The organism is Tsukamurella spumae (assembly GCF_012396015.1).
In the GTDB taxonomy this organism is placed as follows: Bacteria; Actinomycetota; Actinomycetes; order Mycobacteriales; family Mycobacteriaceae; genus Tsukamurella; species Tsukamurella spumae.
The window spans coordinates 63,531-88,345 of record NZ_JAAXOQ010000017.1 but is presented as its reverse complement, the minus strand read 5'-3'; the positions used below and the strand labels follow the sequence as shown (position 1 = coordinate 88,345).

Annotated in this window: 24 protein-coding genes and 4 tRNA genes; 17 read left to right on the top strand and 11 right to left on the bottom strand. The window is 70.2% G+C overall.

Annotated features, from left to right (window positions below; translation table 11 throughout):
* Positions 1 to 117: 117 nt before the first annotated feature.
* Entirely contained in the window at positions 118 to 945 is an 828-nt protein-coding gene (locus HF999_RS13705) for an LmeA family phospholipid-binding protein (RefSeq protein WP_168546407.1), read from the bottom strand.
* A gap of 107 nt (positions 946 to 1,052) precedes the next feature.
* On the opposite strand from HF999_RS13705, the gene HF999_RS13700 reads away from it, so the two are divergent.
* The 7 genes from HF999_RS13700 to HF999_RS23010 all read left to right on the top strand — a co-directional run bounded on the left by HF999_RS13700 (position 1,053) and on the right by HF999_RS23010 (position 7,937).
* Positions 1,053 to 1,787, top strand: a complete 735-nt coding sequence (locus HF999_RS13700) for a winged helix-turn-helix domain-containing protein (protein WP_168546406.1) — start codon at positions 1,053 to 1,055, stop codon at positions 1,785 to 1,787.
* 2 nt (positions 1,788 to 1,789) lie between these two features.
* On the top strand, positions 1,790 to 2,680 hold the full coding sequence (gene mshD, locus HF999_RS13695; RefSeq protein WP_168546405.1) for a mycothiol synthase: 891 nt from the start codon (positions 1,790 to 1,792) through the stop codon (positions 2,678 to 2,680).
* A 130-nt stretch (positions 2,681 to 2,810) separates the two neighbouring features.
* A complete protein-coding gene (gene pstS / locus HF999_RS13690) occupies positions 2,811 to 3,941 on the top strand; it encodes a phosphate ABC transporter substrate-binding protein PstS (protein ID WP_376766493.1) in 1,131 nt (376 codons plus the stop codon).
* Between the two features lie 66 nt (positions 3,942 to 4,007).
* A complete protein-coding gene (pstC, locus tag HF999_RS13685) occupies positions 4,008 to 5,030 on the top strand; it encodes a phosphate ABC transporter permease subunit PstC (protein WP_168546404.1) in 1,023 nt (340 codons plus the stop codon).
* On the top strand, positions 5,027 to 5,941 hold the full coding sequence (pstA, locus tag HF999_RS13680; RefSeq protein ID WP_168546403.1) for a phosphate ABC transporter permease PstA: 915 nt from the start codon (positions 5,027 to 5,029) through the stop codon (positions 5,939 to 5,941). The genes pstC and pstA overlap by 4 nt, the downstream gene beginning before the upstream one ends.
* 18 nt (positions 5,942 to 5,959) lie before the next feature.
* Positions 5,960 to 6,736 carry a phosphate ABC transporter ATP-binding protein PstB gene (gene pstB, locus HF999_RS13675; RefSeq protein ID WP_168546402.1) on the top strand — a complete coding sequence of 259 codons (777 nt, stop codon included), beginning with the start codon at positions 5,960 to 5,962 and terminating at the stop codon, positions 6,734 to 6,736.
* Between the two features lie 49 nt (positions 6,737 to 6,785).
* A complete protein-coding gene (locus tag HF999_RS23010) occupies positions 6,786 to 7,937 on the top strand; it encodes an FHA domain-containing protein (protein ID WP_168546401.1) in 1,152 nt (383 codons plus the stop codon).
* Positions 7,938 to 7,940: 3 nt separating this feature from the next.
* Here the strand turns inward: HF999_RS23010 and phoU are convergent, their stop codons facing one another.
* The 7 genes from phoU to HF999_RS13635 form a co-directional block, all read right to left on the bottom strand.
* Positions 7,941 to 8,603, bottom strand: a complete 663-nt coding sequence (gene phoU / locus HF999_RS13665) for a phosphate signaling complex protein PhoU (RefSeq protein WP_168546400.1) — start codon at positions 8,601 to 8,603, stop codon at positions 7,941 to 7,943.
* Between the two features lie 65 nt (positions 8,604 to 8,668).
* Entirely contained in the window at positions 8,669 to 9,868 is a 1,200-nt protein-coding gene (gene dusB, locus HF999_RS13660) for a tRNA dihydrouridine synthase DusB (RefSeq protein ID WP_168546399.1), read from the bottom strand.
* Between the two features lie 130 nt (positions 9,869 to 9,998).
* The gene (locus tag HF999_RS13655) at positions 9,999 to 10,982 is read right to left on the bottom strand and encodes an acyl-ACP desaturase (protein WP_168546398.1); all 984 of its coding nucleotides are present in this window, start codon (positions 10,980 to 10,982) and stop codon (positions 9,999 to 10,001) included.
* A gap of 228 nt (positions 10,983 to 11,210) precedes the next feature.
* Positions 11,211 to 11,837 carry a response regulator transcription factor gene (locus HF999_RS13650; protein WP_168546397.1) on the bottom strand — a complete coding sequence of 209 codons (627 nt, stop codon included), beginning with the start codon at positions 11,835 to 11,837 and terminating at the stop codon, positions 11,211 to 11,213.
* Positions 11,834 to 12,994, bottom strand: coding sequence for a sensor histidine kinase (locus HF999_RS13645; RefSeq protein WP_168546396.1), 1,161 nt, complete (start codon positions 12,992 to 12,994; stop codon positions 11,834 to 11,836). Before HF999_RS13645 ends, HF999_RS13650 begins: the two co-directional genes overlap by 4 nt.
* Entirely contained in the window at positions 12,994 to 13,818 is an 825-nt protein-coding gene (locus HF999_RS13640) for an ABC transporter permease (protein WP_168546395.1), read from the bottom strand. Before HF999_RS13640 ends, HF999_RS13645 begins: the two co-directional genes overlap by 1 nt.
* The gene (locus HF999_RS13635) at positions 13,815 to 14,789 is read right to left on the bottom strand and encodes an ABC transporter ATP-binding protein (protein ID WP_168546394.1); all 975 of its coding nucleotides are present in this window, start codon (positions 14,787 to 14,789) and stop codon (positions 13,815 to 13,817) included. Before HF999_RS13635 ends, HF999_RS13640 begins: the two co-directional genes overlap by 4 nt.
* 249 nt (positions 14,790 to 15,038) lie before the next feature.
* On the opposite strand from HF999_RS13635, the gene HF999_RS13630 reads away from it, so the two are divergent.
* From HF999_RS13630 to HF999_RS13615, 4 genes are read left to right on the top strand one after another with little or no spacing between them, the layout of a single operon-like run.
* Positions 15,039 to 15,971, top strand: coding sequence for a carbohydrate ABC transporter permease (locus tag HF999_RS13630; RefSeq protein ID WP_312854143.1), 933 nt, complete (start codon positions 15,039 to 15,041; stop codon positions 15,969 to 15,971).
* 38 nt (positions 15,972 to 16,009) lie between these two features.
* On the top strand, positions 16,010 to 16,813 hold the full coding sequence (locus HF999_RS13625; protein WP_246207812.1) for a carbohydrate ABC transporter permease: 804 nt from the start codon (positions 16,010 to 16,012) through the stop codon (positions 16,811 to 16,813).
* 41 nt (positions 16,814 to 16,854) lie between these two features.
* On the top strand, positions 16,855 to 18,165 hold the full coding sequence (locus HF999_RS13620) for an ABC transporter substrate-binding protein (RefSeq protein WP_168546392.1): 1,311 nt from the start codon (positions 16,855 to 16,857) through the stop codon (positions 18,163 to 18,165).
* A gap of 46 nt (positions 18,166 to 18,211) precedes the next feature.
* Positions 18,212 to 19,282: an ABC transporter ATP-binding protein gene (locus HF999_RS13615; protein ID WP_168546391.1), complete on the top strand. Its 1,071-nt coding sequence runs from the start codon at positions 18,212 to 18,214 to the stop codon at positions 19,280 to 19,282.
* A 129-nt stretch (positions 19,283 to 19,411) separates the two neighbouring features.
* Here HF999_RS13615 and HF999_RS13610 read toward each other — a convergent pair whose 3' ends face one another.
* Positions 19,412 to 20,611, bottom strand: coding sequence for a glycosyltransferase (locus HF999_RS13610; protein ID WP_168546390.1), 1,200 nt, complete (start codon positions 20,609 to 20,611; stop codon positions 19,412 to 19,414).
* A 100-nt stretch (positions 20,612 to 20,711) separates the two neighbouring features.
* On the opposite strand from HF999_RS13610, the gene HF999_RS13605 reads away from it, so the two are divergent.
* On the top strand, positions 20,712 to 21,128 hold the full coding sequence (locus HF999_RS13605; RefSeq protein WP_168546389.1) for a VOC family protein: 417 nt from the start codon (positions 20,712 to 20,714) through the stop codon (positions 21,126 to 21,128).
* Here the strand turns inward: HF999_RS13605 and HF999_RS22560 are convergent.
* Positions 21,125 to 21,322: an HNH endonuclease gene (locus HF999_RS22560; protein WP_246207809.1), complete on the bottom strand. Its 198-nt coding sequence runs from the start codon at positions 21,320 to 21,322 to the stop codon at positions 21,125 to 21,127. The two genes, HF999_RS13605 and HF999_RS22560, sit on opposite strands and share 4 nt — an antisense overlap.
* 553 nt (positions 21,323 to 21,875) lie before the next feature.
* Here HF999_RS22560 and HF999_RS13595 point away from each other — a divergent pair.
* Positions 21,876 to 21,948 (top strand) — tRNA-Lys (locus tag HF999_RS13595).
* Positions 21,949 to 22,030: 82 nt separating this feature from the next.
* Here the strand turns inward: HF999_RS13595 and HF999_RS13590 are convergent.
* Positions 22,031 to 23,131, bottom strand: a complete 1,101-nt coding sequence (locus HF999_RS13590; RefSeq protein ID WP_168546387.1) for a class I SAM-dependent methyltransferase — start codon at positions 23,129 to 23,131, stop codon at positions 22,031 to 22,033.
* A gap of 251 nt (positions 23,132 to 23,382) precedes the next feature.
* Between HF999_RS13590 and HF999_RS13585 the strand changes: the two genes are divergently transcribed.
* From HF999_RS13585 to HF999_RS13570, 4 genes are all read left to right on the top strand, one after another.
* A tRNA-Glu gene (locus HF999_RS13585) sits at positions 23,383 to 23,455 on the top strand.
* A gap of 25 nt (positions 23,456 to 23,480) precedes the next feature.
* Positions 23,481 to 23,557 (top strand) — tRNA-Asp (locus tag HF999_RS13580).
* A 42-nt stretch (positions 23,558 to 23,599) separates the two neighbouring features.
* Positions 23,600 to 23,673: transfer RNA gene (locus tag HF999_RS13575), tRNA-Phe, on the top strand.
* Positions 23,674 to 23,816: 143 nt separating this feature from the next.
* Positions 23,817 to 24,800, top strand: coding sequence for an LppP/LprE family lipoprotein (locus HF999_RS13570; RefSeq protein ID WP_168546386.1), 984 nt, complete (start codon positions 23,817 to 23,819; stop codon positions 24,798 to 24,800).
* Positions 24,801 to 24,815 lie beyond the last annotated feature (15 nt).

Genomic DNA, 24,815 nt, shown 5'->3' with positions numbered 1-24,815 from the left:
CCTAGCCCAGACAGCGACAACCGGCCATACGGCACAGGTCGACCGCCAGACGGCGGGTGAGCAGCAGCTCACAGCGGTTGCGCATGGGGCCAAGAATACCCAAGCCGCGCGCGTCCGTCACGGGAGGGTCTGCGGGAGGGGCCGGTGGAAGGCGCCGGGCGTCACGGTGACACCGTCGGCCTCGCCCAGCAGCACCACGTCGGCGTTCTCGCCCCGTGCGCCGGTGGGCCGGATGCCGAAGGGCAGGGCCATCGCGGGCAGGGTGTGCGTGAACCGGGCGAGCACCGTCGGCTCCTCGCCCGGCAGCAGGTCGGCCTTCGCGTGGTCCTCGGGGCCCGTGTAGATCCCCGTGGCCCGTACCGCGATCGCGTCGCCGACGGCCGAGAAGTCCGCCGCCACCGAGATCAGCACCGTCCGCTTCGGGTCCGCGGGGGTCGGCAACGGGACGGTGCCCGTGAGCACGATGCCCTTCGACGCCTTGACGTAGCCGTCGGCGGGGCTGCCCGCGCCGGGCCGCTTCGGGGCGGGGGTGTGCACCTGGAGGTCGACGATGTCCATGTACCGGCCGACCGTCTTCTGGTCGAGCCGGACCCGCGACTCCACGTGAGCGGCCCGGATCGGCGTGTCCGGCGTGAAGGTCGGCAGCAGGCCGCCGGGGATCGTCACATCCGCGAACTCGGCCTCGAGCCGCGCGTTGCGGCCGTCGACCTGCGCCGGCACCGCGATCGAGAGCTTCGGGTGCGTACCGCCCGAGGTCAGGTACGGGAATCCGCCGACGGTGACCTCCGGATCGTCCGCCAGGCCGGCCGCGGCCCGCAGTTCCCGGGAGAGCCGGTACTCGGCGGTCGCGGCGGTGCCGAGCTCGGCGAGGAACGCGAGTGTGAGGAGCATCGCACCGGCGACCAGAATGCGCCGAATCCACACCCGTCCCTGCCCCTGAGCCACGCCCGCTTCCTCTCGTTCGCACCGGTGCCGCTACACACGACGCTCTGACCACCGCTATTGTGGCATCCGTTCAATTCAATCCGACCGCCGCGCACCGGGGAGGGCATATGGATCTCGTCCTGTTCACCTCCGACCGGGAACCGGATACGGTGCTGCCGTCCCTGTCGCTGCTGCCGCACACGGTCCGGCCGCTGCCCGCGGACGTCGCCTCGCTGCTCGAGGTCGGCTCCGCCGATGTCGCGCTCGTCGACGCGCGCTCGGACCTGGTCACCGCCCGCGGCCTCTGCCGCCTGCTCGGCACCACGGGCGGCGGCGCCGTCGCAGTGGTCGCCGTGCTCACGGAGGGCGGGCTCGTCGCCGCCAGCGCCGACTGGGGCCTCGACGACTTCCTGTTGCCCGGCATTGGCCCGGCCGAGATCGACGCCCGGCTCCGGCTCGTCGCCGCGCGGCGCGGTGCGGACGCCGAGGACGAGGTCGCCGACAAGATCACCCTGGGTGAGTTGCTCATCGACGAGGGCACCTACACCGCCCGGCTCCGCGGCAAGCCGCTCGACCTCACCTACAAGGAGTTCGAGCTGCTGAAGTTCTTGGCGCAGAACGTCGGTCGGGTGTTCACGCGGGCGCAGCTGCTGCAGGAGGTGTGGGGCTACGACTTCTTCGGCGGCACCCGCACCGTCGACGTGCACGTCCGGCGCCTGCGCGCCAAACTCGGCGCCGAGCACGAGGGGATGATCGGCACCGTCCGTAACGTGGGGTACAAGGCGGTGCGGCCGGTCCGGGGTAAGGGCGAGCGCCCCGTCGAGGACATGGAACCGACGGACGAGGATCTCGAGGGGGCCTGAGCATGGCGGAGCGGCACGCGGTCGAGGTGGTGCGCGGACCGGTCGACGACGCGTCGGCGGTCGCGACGATCGCCGCCGCCGCGGAGGCAGCCGACGGCATCGGGCCCCTGTCGGAGCAGTTCCGTCTCGGCGTCACCGGCCCCGGCCCGCACGTGCTCGCCCGCGACGGCGAGGGCGGCACGGCCGGCTACGCCGGCGTCGTCGTCCCGCCCGCCGGAGGGCCGGGCTCGGCCGAGGCGGTCGTGGCACCGGCGCAGCGCCGACGGGGCCTGGGCCGCGCCCTGGTGACCGGGGCGCTCGAGCTGGTGGGCGAGGGCGGCACCGTCTGGGCCCACGGCGACCTGCCGCCTGCCCGCGCGCTGGCCGCAGACCTGGGGCTGACGGCCGTGCGGACGCTGCTCAACCTGCGCAGGCCGCTCGCCGGGGTGGCCGCCGCACCGTCGACCCCGCCGGGGGTGACCCTGCGCACCTACGCCGGCCCCGAGGACGACGCCGCGATCCTCGCGGTGAACAACGCGGCCTTCGCCTGGCATCCCGAGCAGGGTGGCTGGACCCAGGAGCAGATCGACGAGCGGACCGGGGCGCAGTGGTTCGACCCCGCGGGCCTGTTCCTCGCCGTGGACGCGCGGGGCGCACTGCTGGGCTTCCACTGGACCAAGGTCGCGGACCCGGCCACCGGGCTCGGGGAGGTCTACGTGGTCGCGGTCGCGCCGGAGGGGCAGGGGCGCGGTCTGGGGCGGCTGCTCACGGCCGCGGGGCTGCAGTACCTGGCCGGACGCGGGCTGTCCGAGGTCGAGCTGTACGTGGAGGGTGACAACACGGCGGCGCTGCGGACGTACGCCGGACTGGGCTTCGCGGAACACGAACGTCACGTCGCGTACGCATTACGGTAATCCACTCGACCGGCCGAGTTTGCCCATCGTTCACCCGGGACACCCGAATCGGACACCCGGCCTCTTTAAGTTGCTGGAAGACACCCGTATCCCGGTGTGCTCAGTCCTGACCCGACCCGGAGGAATCTCGGTGAACTTCAAGCGTGGATCCGTTACGGCCGTTGCCGCCGCGGCAGCCCTGTCCCTGACCCTGTCCGCGTGTGGCAGCGAAGAGGCCGGTGGCGCCGCGAACAACTCCGCAGCCGGCGGCTCGGGCGTGCAGTGCGACGGCAAGCTGCAGCTCAAGGGCAGTGGCTCGACGGCGCAGGCCAACGCCATGACCGTGTTCAAGAACGCCTTCGGCAAGGACTGCGGCGGCAGTGCGAACGTCGACTACACCGGCAGCGGCTCGGGTCAGGGCATCACCGAGTTCACCTCAGGCCTGACCAACTTCGCGGGCTCGGATTCGGCGCTCAAGCCGGAGGAGGCCAAGAAGGCGGAGGAGAAGTGCGGCGCGCCCGCGCTGAACCTGCCGATGGTCTTCGGCCCGATCGCCGTGGCCTACAAGCTGCCGGACAACACGAAGGTCAACCTCTCGGCGCCCACCATCGCCAAGATCTTCTCCGGCAAGATCACCAAGTGGAACGCGCCCGAGATCGAGGCCGAGAACGCGGGCACCAAGCTGCCCGACCTGCCGATCACCGTCGTCTTCCGCTCCGACCCGTCGGGCACCACCGAGAACTTCCAGAAGTACCTCGCCTCGGCCGCGCCCGCCGACTGGAGCGCGGACAAGACCGGCAAGGAGTTCAAGGGCGGCGTCGCCGGAGCGGGCGGCGCCAGCGGCAACTCGCAGGTCGCGGCCACGGTCAACAAGGCCGAGGGCACCGTCACCTACACCGAGTGGAGCTTCGCCAAGGCGCAGAAGCTGCAGGTCGCGAACATCATCACCTCCGCCGGCCCCGAGGCCGTCGCGCTGAGCGCCGAGTCGGTCGCCAAGACGATCGAGGCGGCGAAGTTCACGACCCCGGGCAGCAAGGACCTGGTCATCGACACCGCGGGCTTCTACAAGCCGACGGCCGCCGGCGCCTACCCGATCGTGCTCGCCACCTACGAGATCGTGTGCTCGAAGTACTCCGACGCCGAGGTCGCGAAGGGCCTCAAGAGCTTCCTGAAGGTCGCGGCCAGCAAGACGACCCAGGACCAGCTGGCGGATCAGGGCTACGCCCCGATCCCCGACTCGTTCCGCACCACGCTGAACGCGTCGATCGACTCCATCCAGTAACGACACCTGCTACACCGGAGGTCGTGCCGGAAGGGACAGCTTCGCGTGGCAGAACATCGGGGGAACATGGCGACTGAGGACTCACCCGAACGGAGCGCGCCGTCGGACGGTGTGCCGTCCGCGGTCCGCACGGATGCCGTCGCCGTCGAGAGCGCGTCCTTCGCCGGGTCCGCCGGACGGATGGAGAAGATCTTCAAGTGGGCCGCGCAGGGCGCGGGAATCCTGCTGATCGCCGTCATCGGCCTGATCTTCCTGCAACTCGTGGTGCAGGCCGTCCCGGCGCTGACGAAGAACAATGTCAACTTCCTCACCAGCTCCGAGTGGCAGACCACCCCGTCGAACATGCGGTTCGGCATCGTCGAGCTGCTGAAGATCACCGTGCTGTCGTCGGTGATGGCGCTCGTCCTCGCGGTGCCCGTCGCCGTCGGGATCGCGACCTTCCTCGCGCAGTACGTGCCCCGCCGGATCGCCCGCGCCCTGGGCGCCGTGGTGGATCTGCTGGCCGCAGTCCCGTCGATCATCTACGGCCTGTGGGGAATCCTGGTCCTGGCGCCCTTCCTGGTGCCGCTGCAGCAGTGGCTCAACAGCAATCTCGGCTGGTTCTTCCTGTTCAAGACCGGCAACATGCAGATCTCGCTGGGGTCGACGGTGTTCACCGCGGGCATCGTGCTCGCGATCATGATCCTCCCGATCATCACCTCGATCACGCGCGAGGCGCTGTGGCAGACGCCCGTCTCGCAGCAGGAGGCGGCGCTGGCGCTCGGCGCCACCAAGTGGGAGGTCGTCAGGCTGACGGTGCTCCCGTATGGCCGGTCCGGCATCGTCGCCGGCTCCATGCTGGCCCTGGGGCGCGCGCTCGGCGAGACCATCGCGGTGCTCATCATCCTGTTCGCCGCCACCAAGAACTCCATCTGGTCGCTGTTCGACAGCGGCTACACCTTCGCTTCGAAGATCGCCTCCGCCGCCGCTGAGTTCGACAACGTCGACCAGCGCGGCGCCTACATCGCCGCCGGCCTCGTGCTCTTCGTGCTCACCTTCGTGGTGAACGCGATCGCGCGCTGGATCGGCGGGGGACGGGTGAACGGATGACCGCCGCAGACCTGGACAGCGTCGCCAAGAGCGGCACCGTCTTCCATCGCACCTCGCTCCGGCGGCGGATCACCGACAAGGCCGCCGCGATCGTCTTCGGCGCCTGCTTCCTGTTGGCCGTCGTCCCGCTGGTCTCCCTGCTCTACATGGTGATCGCCAACGGGCTCCCCGCCATCATCCACGCGGATTGGTGGTCGAAGTCGATGCTCCGGGTGGCGCCGGACTCGTACGCGGGCGGCGTCAGCCACGCCATCTACGGCACCCTGGTGCAGGCCGGTATCGCCACCGTCTTCTCGGTGCCGATCGGGATCATGGTGGGCATCTACCTCGTCGAGTACGCCGAGCGCACCCGCCTGGGCAGGGTGACCACGTTCATGGTCGACGTGCTGGCCGGCATCCCGTCGATCGTCGCGACCCTGTTCGTGTTCGGCGTGTGGATCACCACCTTCGGCATGCCGCAGTCGTCGTTCGCCGTCAGCCTCGCGCTGATCCTGCTCATGGTCCCCGTCGTGGTGCGCTCCACGGAGGAGATGCTCAAGTTGGTCCCGAACGAGCTGCGGGAGGCGTCCTACGCCCTGGGCGTGCCCAAGTGGAAGACGATCCTGCGGATCGTGGTGCCGACGGCCGCGTCGGGCATGGTCTCGGGAGTGTTCCTGGCGATCGCGCGCGTGGTCGGCGAGACCGCCCCGGTGCTCCTGCTCGTCGGCATCACCGACCGCCGCAACTACGACGTGTTCAACGGCAACATGGCGTCCCTGCCGCTGTTCATCTACGACCAGTACCGCACCAACCCGGGCGCCGTCGGCGAGTACCGGGCGTGGGGCGCCGCGCTGACCCTGGTGATCCTCGTGGCCATCGCGAGCGGCCTGGCCGCCCTGATGTCCCGGCTGCTCGCCCCCAAGACGAAGTAAGACACGAGGAGGACCGTCATGGCCAAGCGGCTGGACATCAAGGACCTGAACATCTACTACGGCGCGTTCCACGCGGTGCAGGACGTCTCACTCACCGTTCCGCCGAACTCCGTGACCGCCTTCATCGGACCGTCCGGCTGCGGCAAGTCGACCGTGCTGCGGTCGATCAACCGCATGCACGAGGTCACGCCGGGTGCGCGCGTCGACGGGCACATCACCCTCGATGGGGCCGACATCTACGGCTCGGGAGTGGACCCGGTGGGCGTGCGCAAGACCATCGGCATGGTCTTCCAGCGCCCGAATCCCTTCCCCACCATGTCGATCCGCGACAATGTCGTGGCCGGCCTGAAGCTGCAGGGGGTGCGCAGCAAGGCCAAGCTCGACGACATCGCCGAGTCCTCGCTGCGCGGCGCGAATCTCTGGGACGAGGTCAAGGATCGCCTGAACAAGCCCGGCGGCGGACTGTCCGGCGGTCAGCAGCAGCGCCTGTGCATCGCCCGCGCCATCGCCGTGAGCCCCGATGTGCTGCTCATGGACGAGCCCTGCTCGGCGCTCGACCCGATCTCGACCCTCGCGATCGAGGACCTCATCGGAGAACTCAAGCGGCAGTACACGATCGTGATCGTGACGCACAACATGCAGCAGGCCGCGCGCGTGTCCGATCAGACCGCGTTCTTCAACCTCGAGGCCACCGGCAAGCCCGGCAAGCTGATCGAGATCAATCCGACCGAGAAGATGTTCTCCAACCCGGAGCAGCAGGCGACCGAGGATTACATCTCCGGCCGCTTCGGCTGACGGGTCACACACCGGCCGAGGCTTGGGACATCGACGGTATCCTCACTCTGTGACAGCGCAGACCCAGGACGCGCCCGCGGCGGGCGTGCAGTACAGCACCGTGCTCCCCGGCGACCGCGTCGTCGCCCGGGTGCGCGGTGCCGTGCTCGTGGTCGACGCGCCCGCGCTCGGCGCGACGCCCGAGGCCGCGGAGCTCGCCTCGGCGCTCGATGTCGACGGTGACCTCGCCGCGATCCTCCGGGACCGCGGCGGCCCGGCGTTCGCCGTCGTCGAGAGCAGCGCGGGATCGGTCCGCGCACTGCTGCGCGGTGTCGCCGGGGCACCGGAGGAGCGGGCGCTGACCGTCGCGATCTTCCCCTCGGCCGCGGCCGCCAGCCCCGAGCACGTGCTGCACGCCGGCGCCGAGTTCGCCGAGCGCGTGGCGCCCCTGGCTCCGGGCGCGGTGGTGACGGTCACCGTCGGGCCCCCGCCTCCGCCGGCGCCGGTGTGCGGCCCCACGGCCCTGCACCTGCTGCACGGCGCGGTCCCCGGTGCGGGTGCGGTGCTGTGGTCCGACGAATCGCTGGAGACCGCGAGCGAGGGCGACATCTCCACCGATGTCTTCCCCGCCGACGCCCCCACCAACGAGGAGCCGACCGGCGTGAGCCCGTTGTTCGCGGCCACCGAGTACGACGTGGAGGTCCAGGGCCCCGCCGAGCCCGTGGTCACCGGTCCGATGATCGAGGGGCGGCGCTGCGCGTTCGGGCACCTCAACTCCCCGACCGCCGCGTACTGCTCGCGGTGCGGGGCCCTCGTCGACCGCCGGGCGCCGATCGAGACGGGCCCGCGCCCGCCGCTCGGCCTGCTGGTCGCGGACGACGGCACGGCCTTCGTCGTGGACGGCGACATGGTGCTCGGGCGCGACCCGGCCGCCTATGTCGCGCAGCGCGCGGGCCGCTCGTTCGACGGTGCCGGGCGACTGCTGCCGATCGTTCTGCAGGACCGCACGGGGGCGCTCTCGCGGGCGCACCTCGAGATCCGGATCGACGGCTGGCAGCTGCTGGCCGTGGACGTGGGCTCGGCGAACGGCACCTGGGTGCGCCCGCCCGCGTCGCCGCAGCCGCTGCGGCTGCCCCCCGGGCAGCCCGTGCCGCTCACCGTCGGTTCCGACATCCACCTCGGCGGTCGGATCCTGCAGCTGCAGGACGGCGTCGGGGCGTAGGGGCTACTTCGAGACGTCGGCGGTGGGCTCGGGGCTGCCGGTGGCCTGGAAGATCACGCGGCGGCCGATCTCGACGGCGTGGTCGGCGAACCGCTCGTAGTAGCGGCCCAGCAGGGTCACGTCGACGGCCGCGGCCACACCGTGCTTCCACTCGCGGTCCATAAGCACGGTGAACAGGTGGCGGTGCAGATCGTCCATCGCATCGTCCTGCTCCTCGATCTCCGCGGCCCGCTTCGGGTCCTGCGTGAGCAGCACCTCGCGGGCGGAGTTCGCCAGCTCGACCGCGAGGCGGCCCATCTCGGCGAAGTAGCCGTTGACCTCCTCGGGGAGGGTCTTGTTCGGGAAGCGGCGGCGGGTGACCTTCGCGACGTGCAGGGCGAGCGCGCCCATGCGGTCGACGTCGGCGACGATCTGGAACCCCGAGACGACGATCCGCAGGTCGCCGGCGACGGGGGCCTGCAGCGCGAGCAGGGAGAAGGCCTCCTCCTCGGCGCGGCGGCTGAGCCGGACGATCTCGTCGTGCTCGGTGATGACCTCTTCGGCGAGCGCCAGGTCGGCCTGGAGGAGCGAGTTGGTGGCCTTCTCCATGGCGATACCGGACTTGTCGCAGATGTCGCCGAGGATGTCGTTGAAGGCATCCATCTGCTGGATGTACGCGTTACGCATGCGTGCAGTATATCGACGTGTTCGTACGCGACCGCAGCGTTGGGTGAACGCCGGGTGAACGACGATTAACCGCCACTGGTCTCCGCCTCCGCGCCGGGCATCGCCGCGGCGTCGGCCTCCCACGGATCGTCGAGCCAGCCCTCCGGGAGCACCACCTTGCCGGGTGTGCCCTGCCGGCCGCGCGGGCCCTCCGCGTCCTTGGGGAAGGGCACCGTCGGATCCAGGGTGTCGAGCAGCGCGCGCAGGTCGGCCAGGGTCTTGACGGTGGCCAGGCGCGTGCGCAGCTCGCCCCCGGCGGGGAAGCCGCGCAGGTACCAGGCGACGTGCTTGCGGATCTCCCGCATGCCCTTGTCCTCGCCGTGGTGCGCGCCGAGCAGCTCGCCGTGCCGGTACATGATCGCGGTGACCTCGCCGAGGTTCGGCGGCACGGGCATCTCAGTGCCGTTGATCGCGGCGGAGAGCTCGGAGAACAGCCACGGGCGGCCGAGGCAGCCGCGGCCCACGACCACCCCGTCGCAGCCGGTGCGCTCCATCATCGTCACCGCGTCCTCCGCGGCGAAGACGTCGCCGTTGCCCAGGACCGGGATCGTGTCGCCGAAGTGGTGGTGCACGTGCTCCTTGAGCCGGGTGATCTCGTCCCAGTCGGCCTGGCCCGAGTAGCGCTGCGCGGCCGTGCGCGCGTGCAGCGCGACGGCGACCGCGCCCTGCTCCGCGGCGATCCGGCCGGCGTCGAGGTGGGTGTGGTGCTCGTCGTCGATACCGACGCGGAACTTCACCGTCACGGGGATCTCGGGCCCGCCGACGGGCGAGCCGTCGGCGACGCCGCGCACGGCCGCGTCGACGATGCTCGCGAACAGGTTCCGCTTGTACGGCAGGGCCGATCCGCCACCGCGGCGGGTGACCTTGGGGACGGGGCAGCCGAAGTTCATGTCGAGGTGGTCGGCGAGGCCCTCCTCGGCGACCATCCGCGCCGCCTCGTAGGTCCACTTCGCGTCGACGGTGTACAGCTGCAGGCTGCGCGGGTCCTCGTCGGGTGCGAAGGTGGTCATGTGCATCGTCACCGGATGCCGCTCGACGAGCGCGCGAGCCGTGACCATCTCGCACACGTACAGCCCGGCGACGGTGCCGGTGCGCGCCCGCTCGAGCTCGCGGCACAGGCTGCGGAAGGCCACGTTGGTGACGCCGGCCATCGGTGCCAGCACGACGGGGGAGTCGAGCTCGAATCGCCCGATGCGCAGCTTCGGCGCGGTGGTGGCAGTGGTCATCAGAAAGTCTCCCTGGTCATCTCGTTCCATGATCGCTGGCGCCGCAGGGGTACGGCAAACCGCGGGTCCGCGGAACGAGAGGAACCCGCCGTGCCTCGGGGGAGGCGCGACGGGTTCCGGAGGGTCGGTGCTAGACGGCCAGGCCGGCCTTCTCGCGCTTGGCGGCCTCGCGGGCCAGCGAGCGGTCGCGCATCTCCTCGAACTTCACGGCGGCGGCCTCGAGCTCATCGAGGAAGGCCGCGAGCTCCTCGCGGGTGCGCTCGCCCTCGGGGCCGAAGTCCTCGCGCTCGAAGATCTTCCACTTGCGCAGGACGGGCATGACGACCTCGTCCTTGTGCTGGCGCAGATCGTAGATGCCGTGCTTGGCCATGAGCACGCCGTTGCGGCGGAAGTCGGGCATGCCGGCGCCGGGCATCTCGAAGTGCTTGATGGTGTCGGTGATCGAGCGGATCGCCTGGTCCGGGACCAGGTTCAGGCCCGCCGCCGAGATGTTGCGGTAGAAGATCATGTGCAGGTTCTCGTCGGCCGCGATACGCTGGAGCATCTTGTCGGCGATCGGGTCCTTGCAGACCTTGCCGGTGTTGCGGTGGCTGACGCGGGTGGCGAGCTCCTGGAAGGTCACGTACGCCACGGAGTGCAGCATCGTCATCTTCTGCTCGGTGTGCTGCGCCACCTTGCCCTGCGGGTCCCACCCGTTGGTCATGTGGATCATGCGGGCCTGCTCGAGCTTGACCGGGTCCACACCGCGGGTAACCACGAGGTAGTCGCGCATCGCGATGCCGTGGCGGTTCTCCTCCGAGGTCCAGCGGCCCACCCAGTGGCCCCAGGCGTCGTCCATGGAGAAGTTCGCAGCGATCTCGCGGTGGTACGTGGGGAGGTTGTCCTCCGTGAGGAGGTTCGTGATCATCGCGGCCTTGGCGACCTCGTCGAGCTGGGACTCCTCGGGGTCGTAGTCGTGACCACCGAGCGCGGCGTAGTTCTTACCGTCCGACCACGGGATGTACTCGTGCGGGCTCCAGTCCTTCGTCATCGACAGATGGCGGTTGACGTTGTCCTCGGCGACGCCAGAGAGCTCCTGCAGAAGCTCGAGCTGGGTGAGTTGGCGGGTCGACATCAATCCCTCTTTCGACGTTTGGAGCGGTTCCAGATTATCTCGACAGTCTACGCACTTCGGGCGATGGACTCAACGTCCTGCGCTGAAAGTGACGCTTTCGTACAGCGGTTTTGCGGCGCGCGGCCCACCCGTCGGTGGCCGCGCGGCGGCCGCACGCGCGGGTCCCCGCGCCCCCTTCATCGCCACGGATCGCTGCGACGTTACGGGGGGAGCGGGGTGTGAGGACAGTCACAGAATCCAGCCCAGTTCGCGGGCTCGCACCGCCGCCTCGTACCGGTTCGCGACCCCCAGCTTCGCCATCGCGGAGGAGAGGTAGTTGCGGGTCGTACCGGGGCTCAGGTGCGCGCGTCGGGCGATCTCGTCGACGGACGCACCGTCGACGGCGAACTCCAGAACGTCGGCCTCCCGCGCCGTGAGCGGCGAGTCGCCGGCGCTGATCGCGTCGGCCGCCAGCTCGGGGTCGACGTACCGCCCGCCGGCGTGGACGGTGCGGATGACCTGCGCGAGCGTCGCCGCCGGTGCGGTCTTGGGCAGGAAGCCGCGCACGCCCGTGGCGAGGGCGCGCTTGAGGTAGCCGGGGCGGCCGTGGCTCGTCACGATGAGCGTCGCGGCGCCCGGGGTGCTGCGCAGCAGTTCGGCGGCGGTGTCGATGCCGTCGGGGCCGGGCATCTGCAGGTCGATCACCGCGACGGCGGGCGGCAGGCCCTCGGCGGTGCGGCGCGCCCACAGCGCGATCAGCTCGGTGCCGGACGCCGCCTCGGCGGCGACGGTGATGTCCGGCTCCAGGTCGAGCAGCGCGGCCATCGCGGTGCGGATCAGGTGCTCGTCGTCGGCCAGCACCACGTCGATCGTCATGCTTGCTCCCAGGTCGCGGTCAGGACGAACTCCTCGCCCTCGTGTGCCCCGTCGAGGCCCGCGCCCACGGCCCGGAGCCGTCCGCGCAGGCCGTCCAGGCCCGACGGTTCGCCGTCGTCCCGTTCGGGGCGCAGCACCCCGTCGTTGCGCAGGGCCAGGCCCGACGGGCTCAGCGTGAGCACGGCCTGTGCCGCCGCGGAGTGTTTGACGATGTTGGTGGTGCCCTCGCGGACCACCCACGCGGCGGCCTCGTGCAGGTCCGCGGGGATGTCGTCCGGGGTGCCGATGAGCCGGAGCTCGCAGCCCGCGGCGGCCAGCAGTGAGCGGGCGCCCGCGACCTCGGTGCCGAGATCGATGGCGCGGTAGCTGCGGACGAGCGAGCGCGTGTCCTCCATCGACGCCACCGCGAGCGCCTTCACCTCGTCCATCTCCGCGACCGCTCGGTCGACGGCCCCCGCGCGGGCGAGCGTGGCGGCCAGCTCGCTCTTCACCGCGACCGCCGAGAAGGCCCGTCCGACCACGTCGTGCAGGTCGCGGGAGAACCGCAACCGCTCCTCGGCGACCTCCAGTTCCGCGGTCGCCCGCTTGCCCTCCTCCAGCTCGGTGAGGATCTGCAGGCTCCAGACCGTGGTGCGGGAGGTCCACATCAGCAGCACGCCGATGGCGAGCAGCAGCGCGAAGAACACCGGCGCATTCGTGGGGCGCAGGAGCAGGGTGGTGGCCGCCGCGGCGACCACCAGGAGGGCCCAGCGGTGCCGGACGAAGGGCAGCACCGCGCAGGCGGACATCGCGTACGCGACCGAGCTCACGACCCGTGCGCCGGCGGGATCGGCGCCGATGTGCGGTGCGACCTGCGCGCCGACGACGCCGGCCACCCACACCGCTCCGAGGCCGGCGAGGGCGAACCGCCACGCGATGCGACGCTGGCGGTCGGTGGCGCGGATCGACAGGTCGGGCTGCGCCTCGATCCCCGCGATGGACGCGAGGCCTGCGAGGACGATGCCGATCACCGGCCATGCCGTGGTGCCCGATGTGGCCATCACGACCACGAAGGTGATCATCACGACCTGTAGCACCGCGCGGGTGTACAGCCGGAACTTATCGGCGCTCGACTTCGCGTGCCACCAACCGAGGGCGTTCCCCAGGCGGGTGGGCATCAGCCGCGATCGTCCCAGCGGAAGTACCTTCGCGCCAGGAGCACTGCGATCACCGTCCATACCGCCAGTGTCGCAAGCGGGCGGCCGGTCTCGCCGAAGGTGGCGGCGAAGCCGAGCGGCGCGGCATCGTCGGGCATGCCGGGCGCGAGGCCCGCCTGTCCGAGCCGGATGAGGTCGGACACGGCGGCGAAGGGCGTCCAATCGGCCAGCAGCGCGAGCCGGTCGGGGAGGATCTGCCGGATGCTCGCCATGCCGATCATGGACACCACCATCACGGGCATCGAGGTGATCTGCGCCGCCTCCGCGTTCTTGGTCATCGCGCTGGTGGCCAGCGCCAGCAGCGTGAAGATCACCAGGCCGGCGACGAGCGCGAGGATCATGAGCAGCGCGTTCACCGGCGGCGGCCCGCCGGTGCCGTACACCGCGCCGCACACGACGACCGCGCCGATCAGCGTGAGCACGGCTCCCGGCACCGCGGGGGCCGCCAGGATCTGCAGGTCCGAGGACTCGCCCGTCCGCAGCCGCTTGAGCACGCCCTCCGAGCGGCGCGTGGTGACCATGGACAGCACCGAGTAGTACTGCACCATCAGCAGGGCGAGCAGCGCGAACATCTCGAGGGTGATCGCGACTCCCGCCGGCTTCGGTGCCGCGTCGCCGCGGGCGATGAAGAACAGCAGCAGCGGCATCCCGATCGGGAACACCGTGCCCATGAACAGCAGGGTCTTGTTGCGGCGGAACTGCAGGTACTCGGCGTGCGCGAGGGCGCGCAGCGGGTGCCGGCCGTAGCCGACTCCGGGGCGGGTCGGGGTGGTGGCCGTGGTCATGCTCGTGCTCCGATCGGCTCGGGGGCGGCGGTCGCGTCGTCCTCGCTCGCGATGGCGAGGAACACGGACTCGAGGGAGGGGTGACGGGCCTGGAGCCCGGACAGCGCCAGGCCGCGGTCGGCGGCCCAGTCCAGCAGGGTGCGCAGGTCGTCCTGGAGGTGATGGGTGCGCAGGGCGACGCGGCCGCCACCGTCGGGCGCCGTGGTCCAGGCACCGGACACGGCGGGCAGGGGCACGGCCGGATCGTCGATCACGATCTCCGCGGGGTGACCCTCGACGATCTCGCCGAGCGTGCCGAGCCGGGCGACGGTGCCGCGGTGCATGATCGCGATGCGGTCGGCGAGCGCCTCGGCCTCGTCGAGGTAGTGGGTCGTGAGGACCATCGTGACGCCGTCGCGCTTGAGCTCGGCGAGGAGATTCCAGGTGGCGCGGCGGCTCTCCGGGTCGAGGCCGGTGGTCGGCTCGTCGAGGAACAGCAGCCGCGGCTGCCCGATGAGGGCGCAGGCGAGGTCGACGCGCCGCTGCTCGCCGCCGGACAGTGCGCGCACCCGCACGTCCGCGCGGTCGGTGAGCCGCACACGGTCGAGGACGGCGTCGGCGGTGGTCGGGTTGCTGCAGGTGCCGCGCCACATCTCGATGCTCTCGCGGACGGTCAGCTCGCCGGGCAGCCCGCCGGCCTGCAGCATGATCCCGCACAGCGGCCGCACCCGGCGCCGGTCCGCGCGGGGATCCATGCCGAACACGGCGAGCTCGCCGCCGCTGGGTGCGGCGAGGCCCTCGAGCAGGTCCAGCGTGGAGGTCTTGCTGGCGCCGTTGGTCCCGAGGAGGGCGAACACCTCGCCCGCGCGGATGTCGAGGTCGATGCCGCGGACCGCCTCGAAGGCGGCCGCGCCGGAGCCGTAGGTCCGCCGTAGGTCCCTGGCCCGGATCACGGTGTCGACGGTGGCGGTGCTCGCCTCGGGCGCGGTCATGAGCGGCCCCGTGCTCGGGTGCGACGGTGGCCGGTGTGCTGGTCGTCGATGTTCATGACATCAACTTTCGCCCGGTCACGGCCGCGGGAGTAGTGCGCGCAGTCAGCGGTTTCGGGCTGCTCGTCATCGTTCGGCGATGACATCTGTCATGGCGCCATCGGCGCGGCGGCCCCGCGCGATCACGAACTGATCACCAGGACTTTCCGCGATTGTCGTCCGCTGGACGCGAAAATGCCGCACGCTACGGCAGTGACCGCCACGACGGAACGAGTGGAGCCATCACCCAAGAAGGGGCTGGCCGCCAACCTGGTACCCAAGGACAACCTGCTATTCCTGCTGTTCGTGGTGCCGAACCTGGTGTTGCTCGCCGTTTTCACCTATCGCCCGCTGATCGACAACGTGCGGCTGAGCTTCCAGGAGTGGTCGCTCGCCGGCACGGAGCCCGCGAAGTGGATCGGACTGGACAACTACCGCGAGTTCTTCACCAAGGCGGAGAGCTGGCAGGTCGTCACCGTCACGCTGATCTTCACCGTCAGCGCGGTGGTGTTCTCCATGGTGCTGGGCCTCGCGCTGGCGATGCTGCTCGATCAGAACCTCAAGGGTCGTAACCTCGTCCGATCGGCGGTGTTCGCGCCGTTCGTGATCTCGGGTGCCGCGATCGGCGCGGCCTTCTACTTCGTGTTCAACCCGCAGTTCGGCGCGGTGGCATCGATCCTGGGCTGGTTCGGCATCGAGAGCCCGGACTTCTACCAGAATCCCGGCTGGGCGCTGTTCCTGGTGACCTTCACCTACATCTGGAAGAACCTGGGCTACACCTTCGTCATCTACCTCGCCGCGTTGCAGGGGCTCAACAAGGACCTCGACGAGGCCGCGGCGATCGACGGGACGCCGGCCTGGCGCAAGTTCTGGCGGGTTACGCTGCCGCAGCTGCGTCCAGCCACCTATTTCCTGTCGATCACGGTGCTGCTCAACAGTCTCCAGGTGTTCGACATCATCAACATCATGTTCCCGGCGGGCGGCCCGCAGAACGGGACCACGACCATGGTGTTCGACATCTATTGGCAGACCTTCCGCAACCAGCGCGCGGGCTACGGCGCGACCATCGCCACGATCATGTTCCTCGTGCTGTTGATCGTGACCGTGGTGCAGGTGCGGATGATGGACCGGGGGGACGACAAGTGAGCAGTCTGTTGAAGTCGGGTCCCACGGGCAATCCGGGGATGAAGATCGTCGGCTACCTCGGCATGCTGGCGACGCTGCTGCTGGTGGCGGTGCCGGTGTACTTCATCGTCATCACCTCGTTCAAGGCTCGCGGCGACATCTTCGTCTCGCCCGCCACCTGGTGGCCGCCCACGTGGTACCCGAAGAACTACAGCTACGTCACGCAGGAGATCCCGTATTGGCAGTACCTGCGGAACTCCGCGATCATCACGCTGGTCACGGGAACGATCAAGTTCGTGCTGGGCGTGAGCACGGCGTACGCGCTGGTGTTCCTGCGGTTCCCGTTCAAGAAGCTCCTGTTCCTGGTGGTGATCGCGGCGCTCATGGTGCCCAACCAGATCACGGTGATCTCGAACTACGCGCTCATGGCGGACTACCGCAACACCTTCATCGGCATCATCCTGCCTCTGGCGGGCGTGGCCTTCGGCACCTTCCTCATGCGCAACCACTTCCTCTCGTTGCCGAGGGAGATCGTGGAGGCCGCGCGCATGGACGGTGCGGGCCACCTCCGGCTGCTGTTCCGGGTGATCCTGCCCATCTCGATCCCCACGATGGTCGCCTTCGCGGTGATCACGCTGGTCAACGAGTGGAACGAGTACCTCTGGCCCTTCCTCATGTCGGACAACGCGGCCGTGGCGCCGCTGCCCGTCGGCCTGACCCTGCTGCAGAACACCGAGCAGGGCGTGAACTGGGGACCGGTCATGGCCGCCACGCTGCTCACCGCGCTGCCCATGCTCGTCGTCTTCCTGATCCTGCAACGGCAGATGATCAAGGGCCTCACGTCCGGCGCCGTCAAGGGCTGACCGGGACCACCACTGAACACGAAACACCAAGGGAGAAACTCATGGCCGACTTCACCAGGCGCGGCTTCCTCGCGACCGGACTCGCCGCCACCGCCGCTGTCGCCGCGGCGTGTGCGGGGTCCGGTTCCGGGGGAGGCTCATCGGACTCCGGCGGCAGCGGCGGCGACATCACGCTGCGCTTCCTCACCAACCACCCCGGCAGCTCGAAGGCCACCGAGCAGGAGCTGATCGACGCCTTCCAGAAGGCGAATCCCGGCATCAAGGTGGAGATGCTCGACGGCGGTAAGAACTACGAGCAGGTGGCGCAGAAGTTCCAGACCTCGCTGACCGGCGGCACCAAGCCCGACGTGGTGGTGGTCTCCGACGTGACCTGGTTCAACTTCGCGCTCAACAAGCAGATCGCGCCGCTGGACGAGCTGTTCGCCGGTGCCGGCCTCAAGCCCGAGGAGTACGTCGACTCGCTGCTGGCGGACACCAAGTTCGACGGCAAGCACTACGCCGTGCCGTACTCCCGCTCGACGCCGCTGTTCTACTACAACAAGGACGTGTGGAAGAAGGCCGGCCTCGAGGACCGCGGCCCGAAGGACTGGGACGAGTTCGTGCAGTGGGCCCCGCGCATCCAGGAGGCCATCGGCGGCGACAAGAAGGCCCTCGTGCTCGCCGACTCGGAGAACTACATCGACTGGGTCTTCGAGGGGTGGAACTGGTCGAAGGGCGGCGCCTACTCCGACGGCTGGGACCTGAAGTTCACCACCCCCGAGTCGATCGCCGCGGCGAATCAGCTCAAGGAGGTCATCGGCAAGTGGGGCCGGCTGGTCACCACGCCCGAGAACGACTTCGGCGCCGGCCTGGCCGCCGCCACGATGCAGTCAACGGGCTCGCTCAAGACCATCGCCTCGACCGCCAAGTTCGAGGTCGGCACGGCCTTCCTGCCGGGCCCCGCCGGCAAGTCCTGCCCGACCGGCGGTGCCGGCGTCGCGATCACGGAGGGGATCTCGGCCCAGCGCAAGGCCGCCGCCATGAAGTTCATCGAGTTCCTGACCAACGCGGCGAACACGGCGAAGTTCACCCAGGCGACCGGCTACATGCCGGTCCGCAAGGCCGCGGTCGATGAGCCCTCGCTCAAGGAGTTCATCGAGAAGAACCCGAACTTCGGCACCGCGGTCAAGCAGCTCCCGCTGACCCGGGTCCAGGACAACGCGCGCGTGTTCGTGCCGGGCGGCGGCGAGGACATCGGTAAGGCCCTGCAGCAGATCGCGACCGGCGGCGACGCCGCGGCCGTGCTCGGCGCGCTGCAGAAGACCATCCAGGGCAAGATCGACTCGCAGATCAAGCCCAAGCTGCCGAAGTAGATCCGGCGCAGCCGGTTTCGTACGAACTAGGAGTGACAGGAACACCATGGCAACGGTGCGTTTCGACGGTGCGACCGTCCAGTACCCGGGCGCCGAGCGGCCTTCGGTCAGCTCGCTCGACCTGGACATCGCCGACGGCGAGTTCGTCGTTCTCGTCGGCCCGTCGGGCTGCGGCAAGTCCACCAGTCTGCGGGCCCTCGCGGGCCTGGAGGCGGTGACGGACGGCCACATCCTGATCGACGACGTCGACGTGACGGCGGTGTCGCCGAAGAAGCGCGACGTGGCCATGGTGTTCCAGAACTACGCCCTCTACCCGAACATGACGGTGGCGGGAAACATGGGCTTCGCGCTGCGCAACGCCGGTGTGTCCAAGGAGGACACGGCCAAGCGGGTGGCGGAGGCCGCGGCCATGCTGGAGCTGGAGCCGCTGCTCGACCGGAAGCCCGCGCGACTGTCGGGCGGGCAGCGTCAGCGGGTGGCCATGGGGCGGGCCATCGTGCGGCACCCCAAGGTGTTCGCGATGGACGAGCCGCTGTCGAACCTCGATGCGCGCCTGCGCGTCTCGACCCGGTCGCAGATCTCCGCGTTGCAGCGCCGGCTCGGCGTCACCACGCTCTACGTGACGCACGACCAGGTGGAGGCCATGACCATGGGGGATCGCGTCGCGGTGCTCAAAGACGGTCTGCTGCAGCAGGTCGCGCCGCCGCGGGAGCTCTACGACGATCCGGTCAACACCTTCGTGGCGGGTTTCCTCGGCTCGCCCGGCATGAATCTCCTGACGGTGCCCCGCTCCGCTGCCGGCGCCGAGCTCGCCGGCGCGGTCGTGCCGATCCCGCGCACCGTCGAATCGGGGGCGACGGTGACCGTCGGGCTGCGGCCCGAGGGGCTGCAGGTCGTCCCGGCGGAGATCCCCGGTGCCGCGCGCGGCACCGTCGCCCTGGTGGAGGAGCTCGGGGCCGAGGCGCTCGTGTACGTCGGCGTTGACGGTCAGGACAAGCCGGTGGTGGCACGGGTCGACCGCGCGACCACCCTGCGCGCGGGCGAGGAGACGGGGCTGCTCCCCGCCGCGGAGCAGGCGCTGTTCTTCCACGCGGAGTCGGGGGAGCGCCTGCGGTGATCACGGCGGGCGGAACGGGTGCGGATGGCTTCCCGCACCCGATTCACCCGAGCGCACCTGGCATGCCGGGTGCGCTCACGCACTCAGGGTGCGAATGGTTTCCCGCACCCGTTCCGCCCGCGCGGGCGGTCACACGGCGCGCGCGGACCTCCAGGTGCTGGTCCGCCGTACAGATGCCCGCGCGGTACGGACCCCGTCGGGACGCTCGCGCAGGAACCGCCGGCGGTCCGCCGTCGAACGGTGCAGGCTGAGCATCGTGCCGACCGCCCGGTCCCAGGTGTACTGCTCGGCGCACGCCCGCGCGGCCTCGGTGTAGTCGCCCCGCGTGAGCACGGTGCGGACGGCGGCGGCGAAGGCGGCGCCGGTGTCGGCCGCCGGTAGCCCGCAGTCGCCGCGTGCCACCTCGGCCAGTGCGCTGTTGCGGGACACCACGATCGGCGTCCCCGAGGCGAGCGCCTCCATCGCGCTGAGGCCGAAGGTCTCGTGTGGGCCGGGGCAGATCGCGACGTCCGCGCACGCCAGCAGATCCGCCAGGGCATCGCGATCCGCGAGATGCCCGGTGAAGGCGACCGGCAGTCCCCGTGCCTGCCTGCGCAGTTCGTCCGCCATCGCACCGTCGCCGGCGATGACGAGGCGGGCCCGGACACCGTCGGCCCGCAGCGCCCGGAGCACCTCGATCCCGCGCGCGGGATGCTTCTCCATCGAGAGCCGGCAGGACTGCACGAGGAGGACATCGGCACCGTCGGCCCACCTCTCGCGTGCCGAGGGGGTTGCGCGCGTGGGGCGGAAGGTGTCGAGGTCGACTCCGAGCGGCACAGTCCGGACGTTGGGCGCCTGCACCCGCGCGAACTCCTCGCCGGCGAACGCCGTCGTGCAGACGACCGTGTCGTAGCTGCGGGCGGTGCCCAGGTTCGCGATGTCGGACGCCCAGGTGGCGACGGACGACGGTGCCCCCAGCGCGATCATCCGGTCCAGCCGCTCATGGCTGATCATGATCGAGCCGATGCCGTGCGCCTTCGCCCACGGGCCCATGCCGCGCAGGGTGAGCCGGTCCGAGACCTCCAGGCTGTCGGCGCCGAGCTGGGGGAGGAGGCGGCGGATCAGGACCGGGCTCGCCGCGCGATAGCCCTCGACCCTGACGAACTTGCGTCCCGGGACCGTGATCCGACGGACACCCGAGTCGAGGACCTCGTCGGCGTGTCCGCGGCCCGCGACCACGAGGGTCACCGCGTGGCCGCGCGCGACATAGCCGGCGCCCAGCTGGTCGACGGCGGTGCGCAGCCCGCCCGAGCGGGGACCGTAGAAGTTCGCGAGCTGGACGATGTGCATGCCCGCCAGGTTGCCCCCGGGGACGGTCGTGGGGGTGAACGCGCGGAGGCTGTTCGGCGAACTGTCCGAACGTGTCGGTGGGCGGGAGCACAATCGGGGCATGACCGTACGCCTGAACCCCTACATCAGCTTCTCCGACAACGCCCGCCAAGCACTCGAGTTCTACCGCGAGGTCTTCGGTGGTGAGCTCGAGATCTCCACATTCGAGGGCATGCCGCCCGAGATGCTCGCAGACCCGGCCGACGCCACCAAGGTGATGCACGGCTACCTGTCCACGCCGGACGGCTTCTCCCTCATGTGCGCCGATACGCCGACGGGGATGCCGCGGAACGTCGGTGACGATGTGTCCGTGTCGCTGTCCGGCGATGACCTGGACAAGCTCACCGGCTGGTGGGAGAAGCTCTCCGCGAGCGGCTCCGTGACCGTCCCCTTCGTCAAGGCGCCCTGGGGTGATGTCTTCGGCATGTGCGTCGACGGGTTCGGCGTGCACTGGATGGTCAACGCCGCGGGCGCCTAGCGGTTCCGCCGCAGCCCTGCAGTCTCGTGAGGGAACGGCCATCGATCGTTCTTTCGGGAGTTGCAGGGTTTGCACGCGGGCCTGAGATTCGACAGCATGTCCGCACCTCCCCGAGCGATCGGCTTCACATGATCGACGGTTCGAGGCAGCGCCGCGGTGAACGGCTCGTGGCAGATCCAACAGCCCGACCACATCGACATCCGGGACTGCAACTGCTCGGCGCTGAACGGGATCGCAGGCGCACTGCGGAGTCGCGCTGTGCGTCGGTGTCGTTCACGACGTCGTCTGTCGGGCTCGCGGTTGTACCAGGCACGTTTTCGCGCCGCCATCTTCTCGCGCATCCCCGGATCCGACCGATACTGCCTGTGGAGAGCGGCAACGTGTTCCCTGTTTCGCGCGTACCAATCCCGGTAGTACTCGGACTGGGCCGCAGAACGCTCGCGCCGACGACGTTTGAACTCGTCTGTTCTGCTTCGAGCGCGGTCGCGAGCGGCGGATCGTTCGCGATCACGCAGCCGCGACCGCCGCGCGCGCTCGGTCGAGGTGGTGTCCGGATGGATGAGCCGGTAGGCCCGGCTGCGTGCCGTCTGGCATCGCCGGCAGAAGCGATATGGACGCGGTCTGTTCGGCCGCTGGTAGAAGCTCGAGACCGGGAGTTCCTGCAGACAATCGATGCATCGGCGAGTCTCCTCCACAGCGACCTCCGTCTCTCCAGTGCAGGCGGGCGCACTGGTACTCTCGCAACGCGCCCCCCTAGCTCAATTGGCAGAGCATCCGACTTTTAATCGGCTGGTTGTGGGTTCGAGTCCCACGGGGGGCACTCGCACTTGTCGCTCATTCTCGCCACGCACACCGACAAGTTCTTTCGCCGAGGCCGACCGGGCGCACGCGCGCCGCAGGGTTCAGGCGACCGGCTTGCGGGCGACGTAGAAGTAGTTGAACGGGTCCGAGCGGATCTCGTGGACGTCCACCTCGGACAGGCCCGCCTCCTGCAGCATGCGGACGGCGGTCTGCCGGCCCCACACCGTGCCGAGTCCGGCGCCGCCCGGCGTGGCCAGGGAGACCGTCATGCAGTGCAGGAGGCTGATCGTGTAGAGGTAGGTCGCCCACGGCAGGGTCAGATTGTTCTCCACGCCGGACTGCGCCTTGATATCGACCATGAGCAGCGTTCCGCCCGGTCGCAGCGCCGCGGTGATGCCCGCCAGCACGCGGTCCGGGAAGGCCTGGTCGTGAATCGCATCGAACGCGGTGACCACCTCGAAGGCGTCGTTCTCACCGAGCGCCGACACGTCCCGGACCTCGAAGGTCGCGTTCGTCAGGCCCCGGGCCGAGGCCTGCGCCCGGGCGGCGTCGACGGCCTCCGCGCTGATGTCGTAGCCGACGAAACGGCTCGCCGGATAGGCGTCCGCCAGCAGGTTGACGGCGTGCCCGGAACCGCAGCCGATGTCCGCAAGAGCCGCGCCGCGCGTGAGCAGATCGTGCAGGCCCGGCACCGTCGGGACGACCACGGAGAGCAGGCCCGCGTCGTGCGTGGCCGCGGACTGCGCGGCCATCATCGCGTGGAACTGCGGGTAGTGCGCGTAGTCGAGCCCGCCGCCGTGCCGGAAGGGTTCGCGCAGAGCGGGTTCCACGCCCGCGAGCATCGTGATCATCTTCATGGTGCGGGCCAGGTTGACGGGGCCGTCCGCGGCCGAGAGGCAGGCCGCGTGCTCGCGGGGGAGGCGGTAGCGCCCCGTCTCGGGGTCGTACTCGGCGACTCCGCCGGCGACCACACCATCGAGCCACTCGCGCAGGTACCGCTCGTCCACGCCGGCCGCCGCGGCCAGGGTCGCGGTGTCCGCGGGGCCGACGGTGCCGAGCACGTCGAGCAGGCCGAGCTCGTCCCCGATCGAGAGGAGGAGGGCCAGCGCGGCATCGTCGAGCACCCCGACCATGCGCTTCTGGAACGCTCTGGCCGCGTCCTTGTCGAAGGCGGGGCCGGTGGTCGTCGTCTCGTCACCCATGCCGCTGACGCTAGCGGCTCGACCGGTACGACGGTGAGCCGATCGCGAACCCGGGCGGTCGGCTCACCCGGGCGGTGGGACGGATCCGCCTCGACGTCGTGCAGCGGCGGGGATCCGTCGGTGCCGTCATCGACTGTTTCGGCACTGTGACCAGGCGATTTGGGAACTGGGTGGGATGTGCCATAAGCTATCCCAGCTCCCAACGGAACACGGAAGCGGTGCGGAGAGCGGCTTCAGGTCGCCCGAAGCGAGCCCCCTTCGTTTAGTGGCCTAGGACGCCGCCCTTTCAAGGCGGTAGCGCGGGTTCGAATCCCGTAGGGGGTACGTCGCAAGACGAAAAATTGCATATGGCCCTGTGGCGCAGTTGGTTAGCGCGCCGCCCTGTCACGGCGGAGGTCGCGGGTTCGAGTCCCGTCAGGGTCGCCATCCGAGTTCGTCAGAACTCGGCGGTGACGGTTTTACCGGCACGGCCAGGTAGCTCAGTTGGTACGAGCGACCGCCTGAAAAGCGGTAGGTCGCCGGTTCGATCCCGGCTCTGGCCACAAGCAAAACCCCCTGTTCGCAGGGGGTTTTCTTGTGTCCGGACCGGTTACGCCTCCGCTGAGGCGTAACGTCGGAGATCTTATTGCCGAACCGAACTACAGGAGGGCGCCGTCCGGCGCGCGAGAGTGGTTCAGGGGTGGACATGATCAGATCGGCAGGAATCGCGGCGGTCGTCGTCGCGGCGACGGTACTCACCGCGTGCGGCGGAGGCCAGCCGGCGAAGTCGGGCGAGGCACCGTCGCCCGTGACGGACTCCGCGTCCGCCGGGCAGGGCGGCACCGTCGTCGCGCCCGGGACCGGGGGCGCGGGGGCGGACCCGGCCGGCCGCGGATCCGGTGGCGACGGCGCGGGCGGCGGCTCGGCCGCGCCGGTCACGGCGGGCGGGGGAGCGTGCGTGGACCTGTCCTCGCCCGCGGTCGCCAAGGCCGTGGCCGGCCTACCGCGTTTCCGCGGCATCGGCTACCGGGCGACCCGCGGCACGGACGCGAAGCTCGGCTCGTGTCCCTCGTTGCTGTGGGTGCACGCGGATCTCGAGGGCGGCACCGGCAGCTCGCCCGAGTGGGACCTGTTCTTCGACCGGAAGGGCTACCTCGGCACCGCCACGGACAGGTACACGAGCTTCACCGGATTCTTCGGCAGCACCGACACGTCGGTGGCGCTCCAGTACCGCTGGCTCAACCCGGGCGACGCCACGGCCGGACCGTCGGGCGGACCCGTGATCGTCACGTACACGCTGTCCGGGCGCACGGTGACGCCCGACAAGGCGGTACCGCCCCAGGTGTTCGACGGTGGCGCCACGACGACGACCACGTCCACCTCCGCTGCTCCGACGACGGTGCCGCCCGCGCCGGTCTCGCACTGCTCCGAGGCGACGCCGGAGACCTTGCGCACCAACGCCGAGATGAACTGGGGCGCAGAGATCGCGAAGCCCTTCACCGTCGACGCGATCGTGTGCGTCGACGAGTGGGCGACCGCTCGTATCCCCGCCCGTGAGGCGTACGCGCAGAACACCCGGCTGCTGTTCCGCTACACGGGTGGCGGCTGGAGCGGCGTGGCGTTCGGCAGCGGCTTCTCGTGCACCGACAAGGGGGTGCCGGCGGCCACGGCGGCCCGGCTCGGCTGCTGACCGGGCACCGGTCCC

Coding starts and splice junctions, on each gene's coding strand:
- HF999_RS13700 (WP_168546406.1), top strand. CDS start 1,053: ATGGATCTCGTCCTGTTCACCTCCGACCGGGAACCGGATACGGTGCTG.
- mshD (WP_168546405.1), top strand. CDS start 1,790: ATGGCGGAGCGGCACGCGGTCGAGGTGGTGCGCGGACCGGTCGACGAC.
- pstC (WP_168546404.1), top strand. CDS start 4,008: ATGGCGACTGAGGACTCACCCGAACGGAGCGCGCCGTCGGACGGTGTG.
- pstA (WP_168546403.1), top strand. CDS start 5,027: ATGACCGCCGCAGACCTGGACAGCGTCGCCAAGAGCGGCACCGTCTTC.
- pstB (WP_168546402.1), top strand. CDS start 5,960: ATGGCCAAGCGGCTGGACATCAAGGACCTGAACATCTACTACGGCGCG.
- phoU (WP_168546400.1), bottom strand. CDS start 8,603: ATGCGTAACGCGTACATCCAGCAGATGGATGCCTTCAACGACATCCTC.
- dusB (WP_168546399.1), bottom strand. CDS start 9,868: ATGACCACTGCCACCACCGCGCCGAAGCTGCGCATCGGGCGATTCGAG.
- HF999_RS13655 (WP_168546398.1), bottom strand. CDS start 10,982: ATGTCGACCCGCCAACTCACCCAGCTCGAGCTTCTGCAGGAGCTCTCT.
- HF999_RS13650 (WP_168546397.1), bottom strand. CDS start 11,837: ATGACGATCGACGTGGTGCTGGCCGACGACGAGCACCTGATCCGCACC.
- HF999_RS13645 (WP_168546396.1), bottom strand. CDS start 12,994: ATGCCCACCCGCCTGGGGAACGCCCTCGGTTGGTGGCACGCGAAGTCG.
- HF999_RS13640 (WP_168546395.1), bottom strand. CDS start 13,818: ATGACCACGGCCACCACCCCGACCCGCCCCGGAGTCGGCTACGGCCGG.
- HF999_RS13635 (WP_168546394.1), bottom strand. CDS start 14,789: ATGACCGCGCCCGAGGCGAGCACCGCCACCGTCGACACCGTGATCCGG.
- HF999_RS13625 (WP_246207812.1), top strand. CDS start 16,010: ATGAAGATCGTCGGCTACCTCGGCATGCTGGCGACGCTGCTGCTGGTG.
- HF999_RS13620 (WP_168546392.1), top strand. CDS start 16,855: ATGGCCGACTTCACCAGGCGCGGCTTCCTCGCGACCGGACTCGCCGCC.
- HF999_RS13615 (WP_168546391.1), top strand. CDS start 18,212: ATGGCAACGGTGCGTTTCGACGGTGCGACCGTCCAGTACCCGGGCGCC.
- HF999_RS13610 (WP_168546390.1), bottom strand. CDS start 20,611: ATGCACATCGTCCAGCTCGCGAACTTCTACGGTCCCCGCTCGGGCGGG.
- HF999_RS13605 (WP_168546389.1), top strand. CDS start 20,712: ATGACCGTACGCCTGAACCCCTACATCAGCTTCTCCGACAACGCCCGC.
- HF999_RS22560 (WP_246207809.1), bottom strand. CDS start 21,322: ATGTGGTCGGGCTGTTGGATCTGCCACGAGCCGTTCACCGCGGCGCTG.
- HF999_RS13590 (WP_168546387.1), bottom strand. CDS start 23,131: ATGGGTGACGAGACGACGACCACCGGCCCCGCCTTCGACAAGGACGCG.
- HF999_RS13570 (WP_168546386.1), top strand. CDS start 23,817: ATGATCAGATCGGCAGGAATCGCGGCGGTCGTCGTCGCGGCGACGGTA.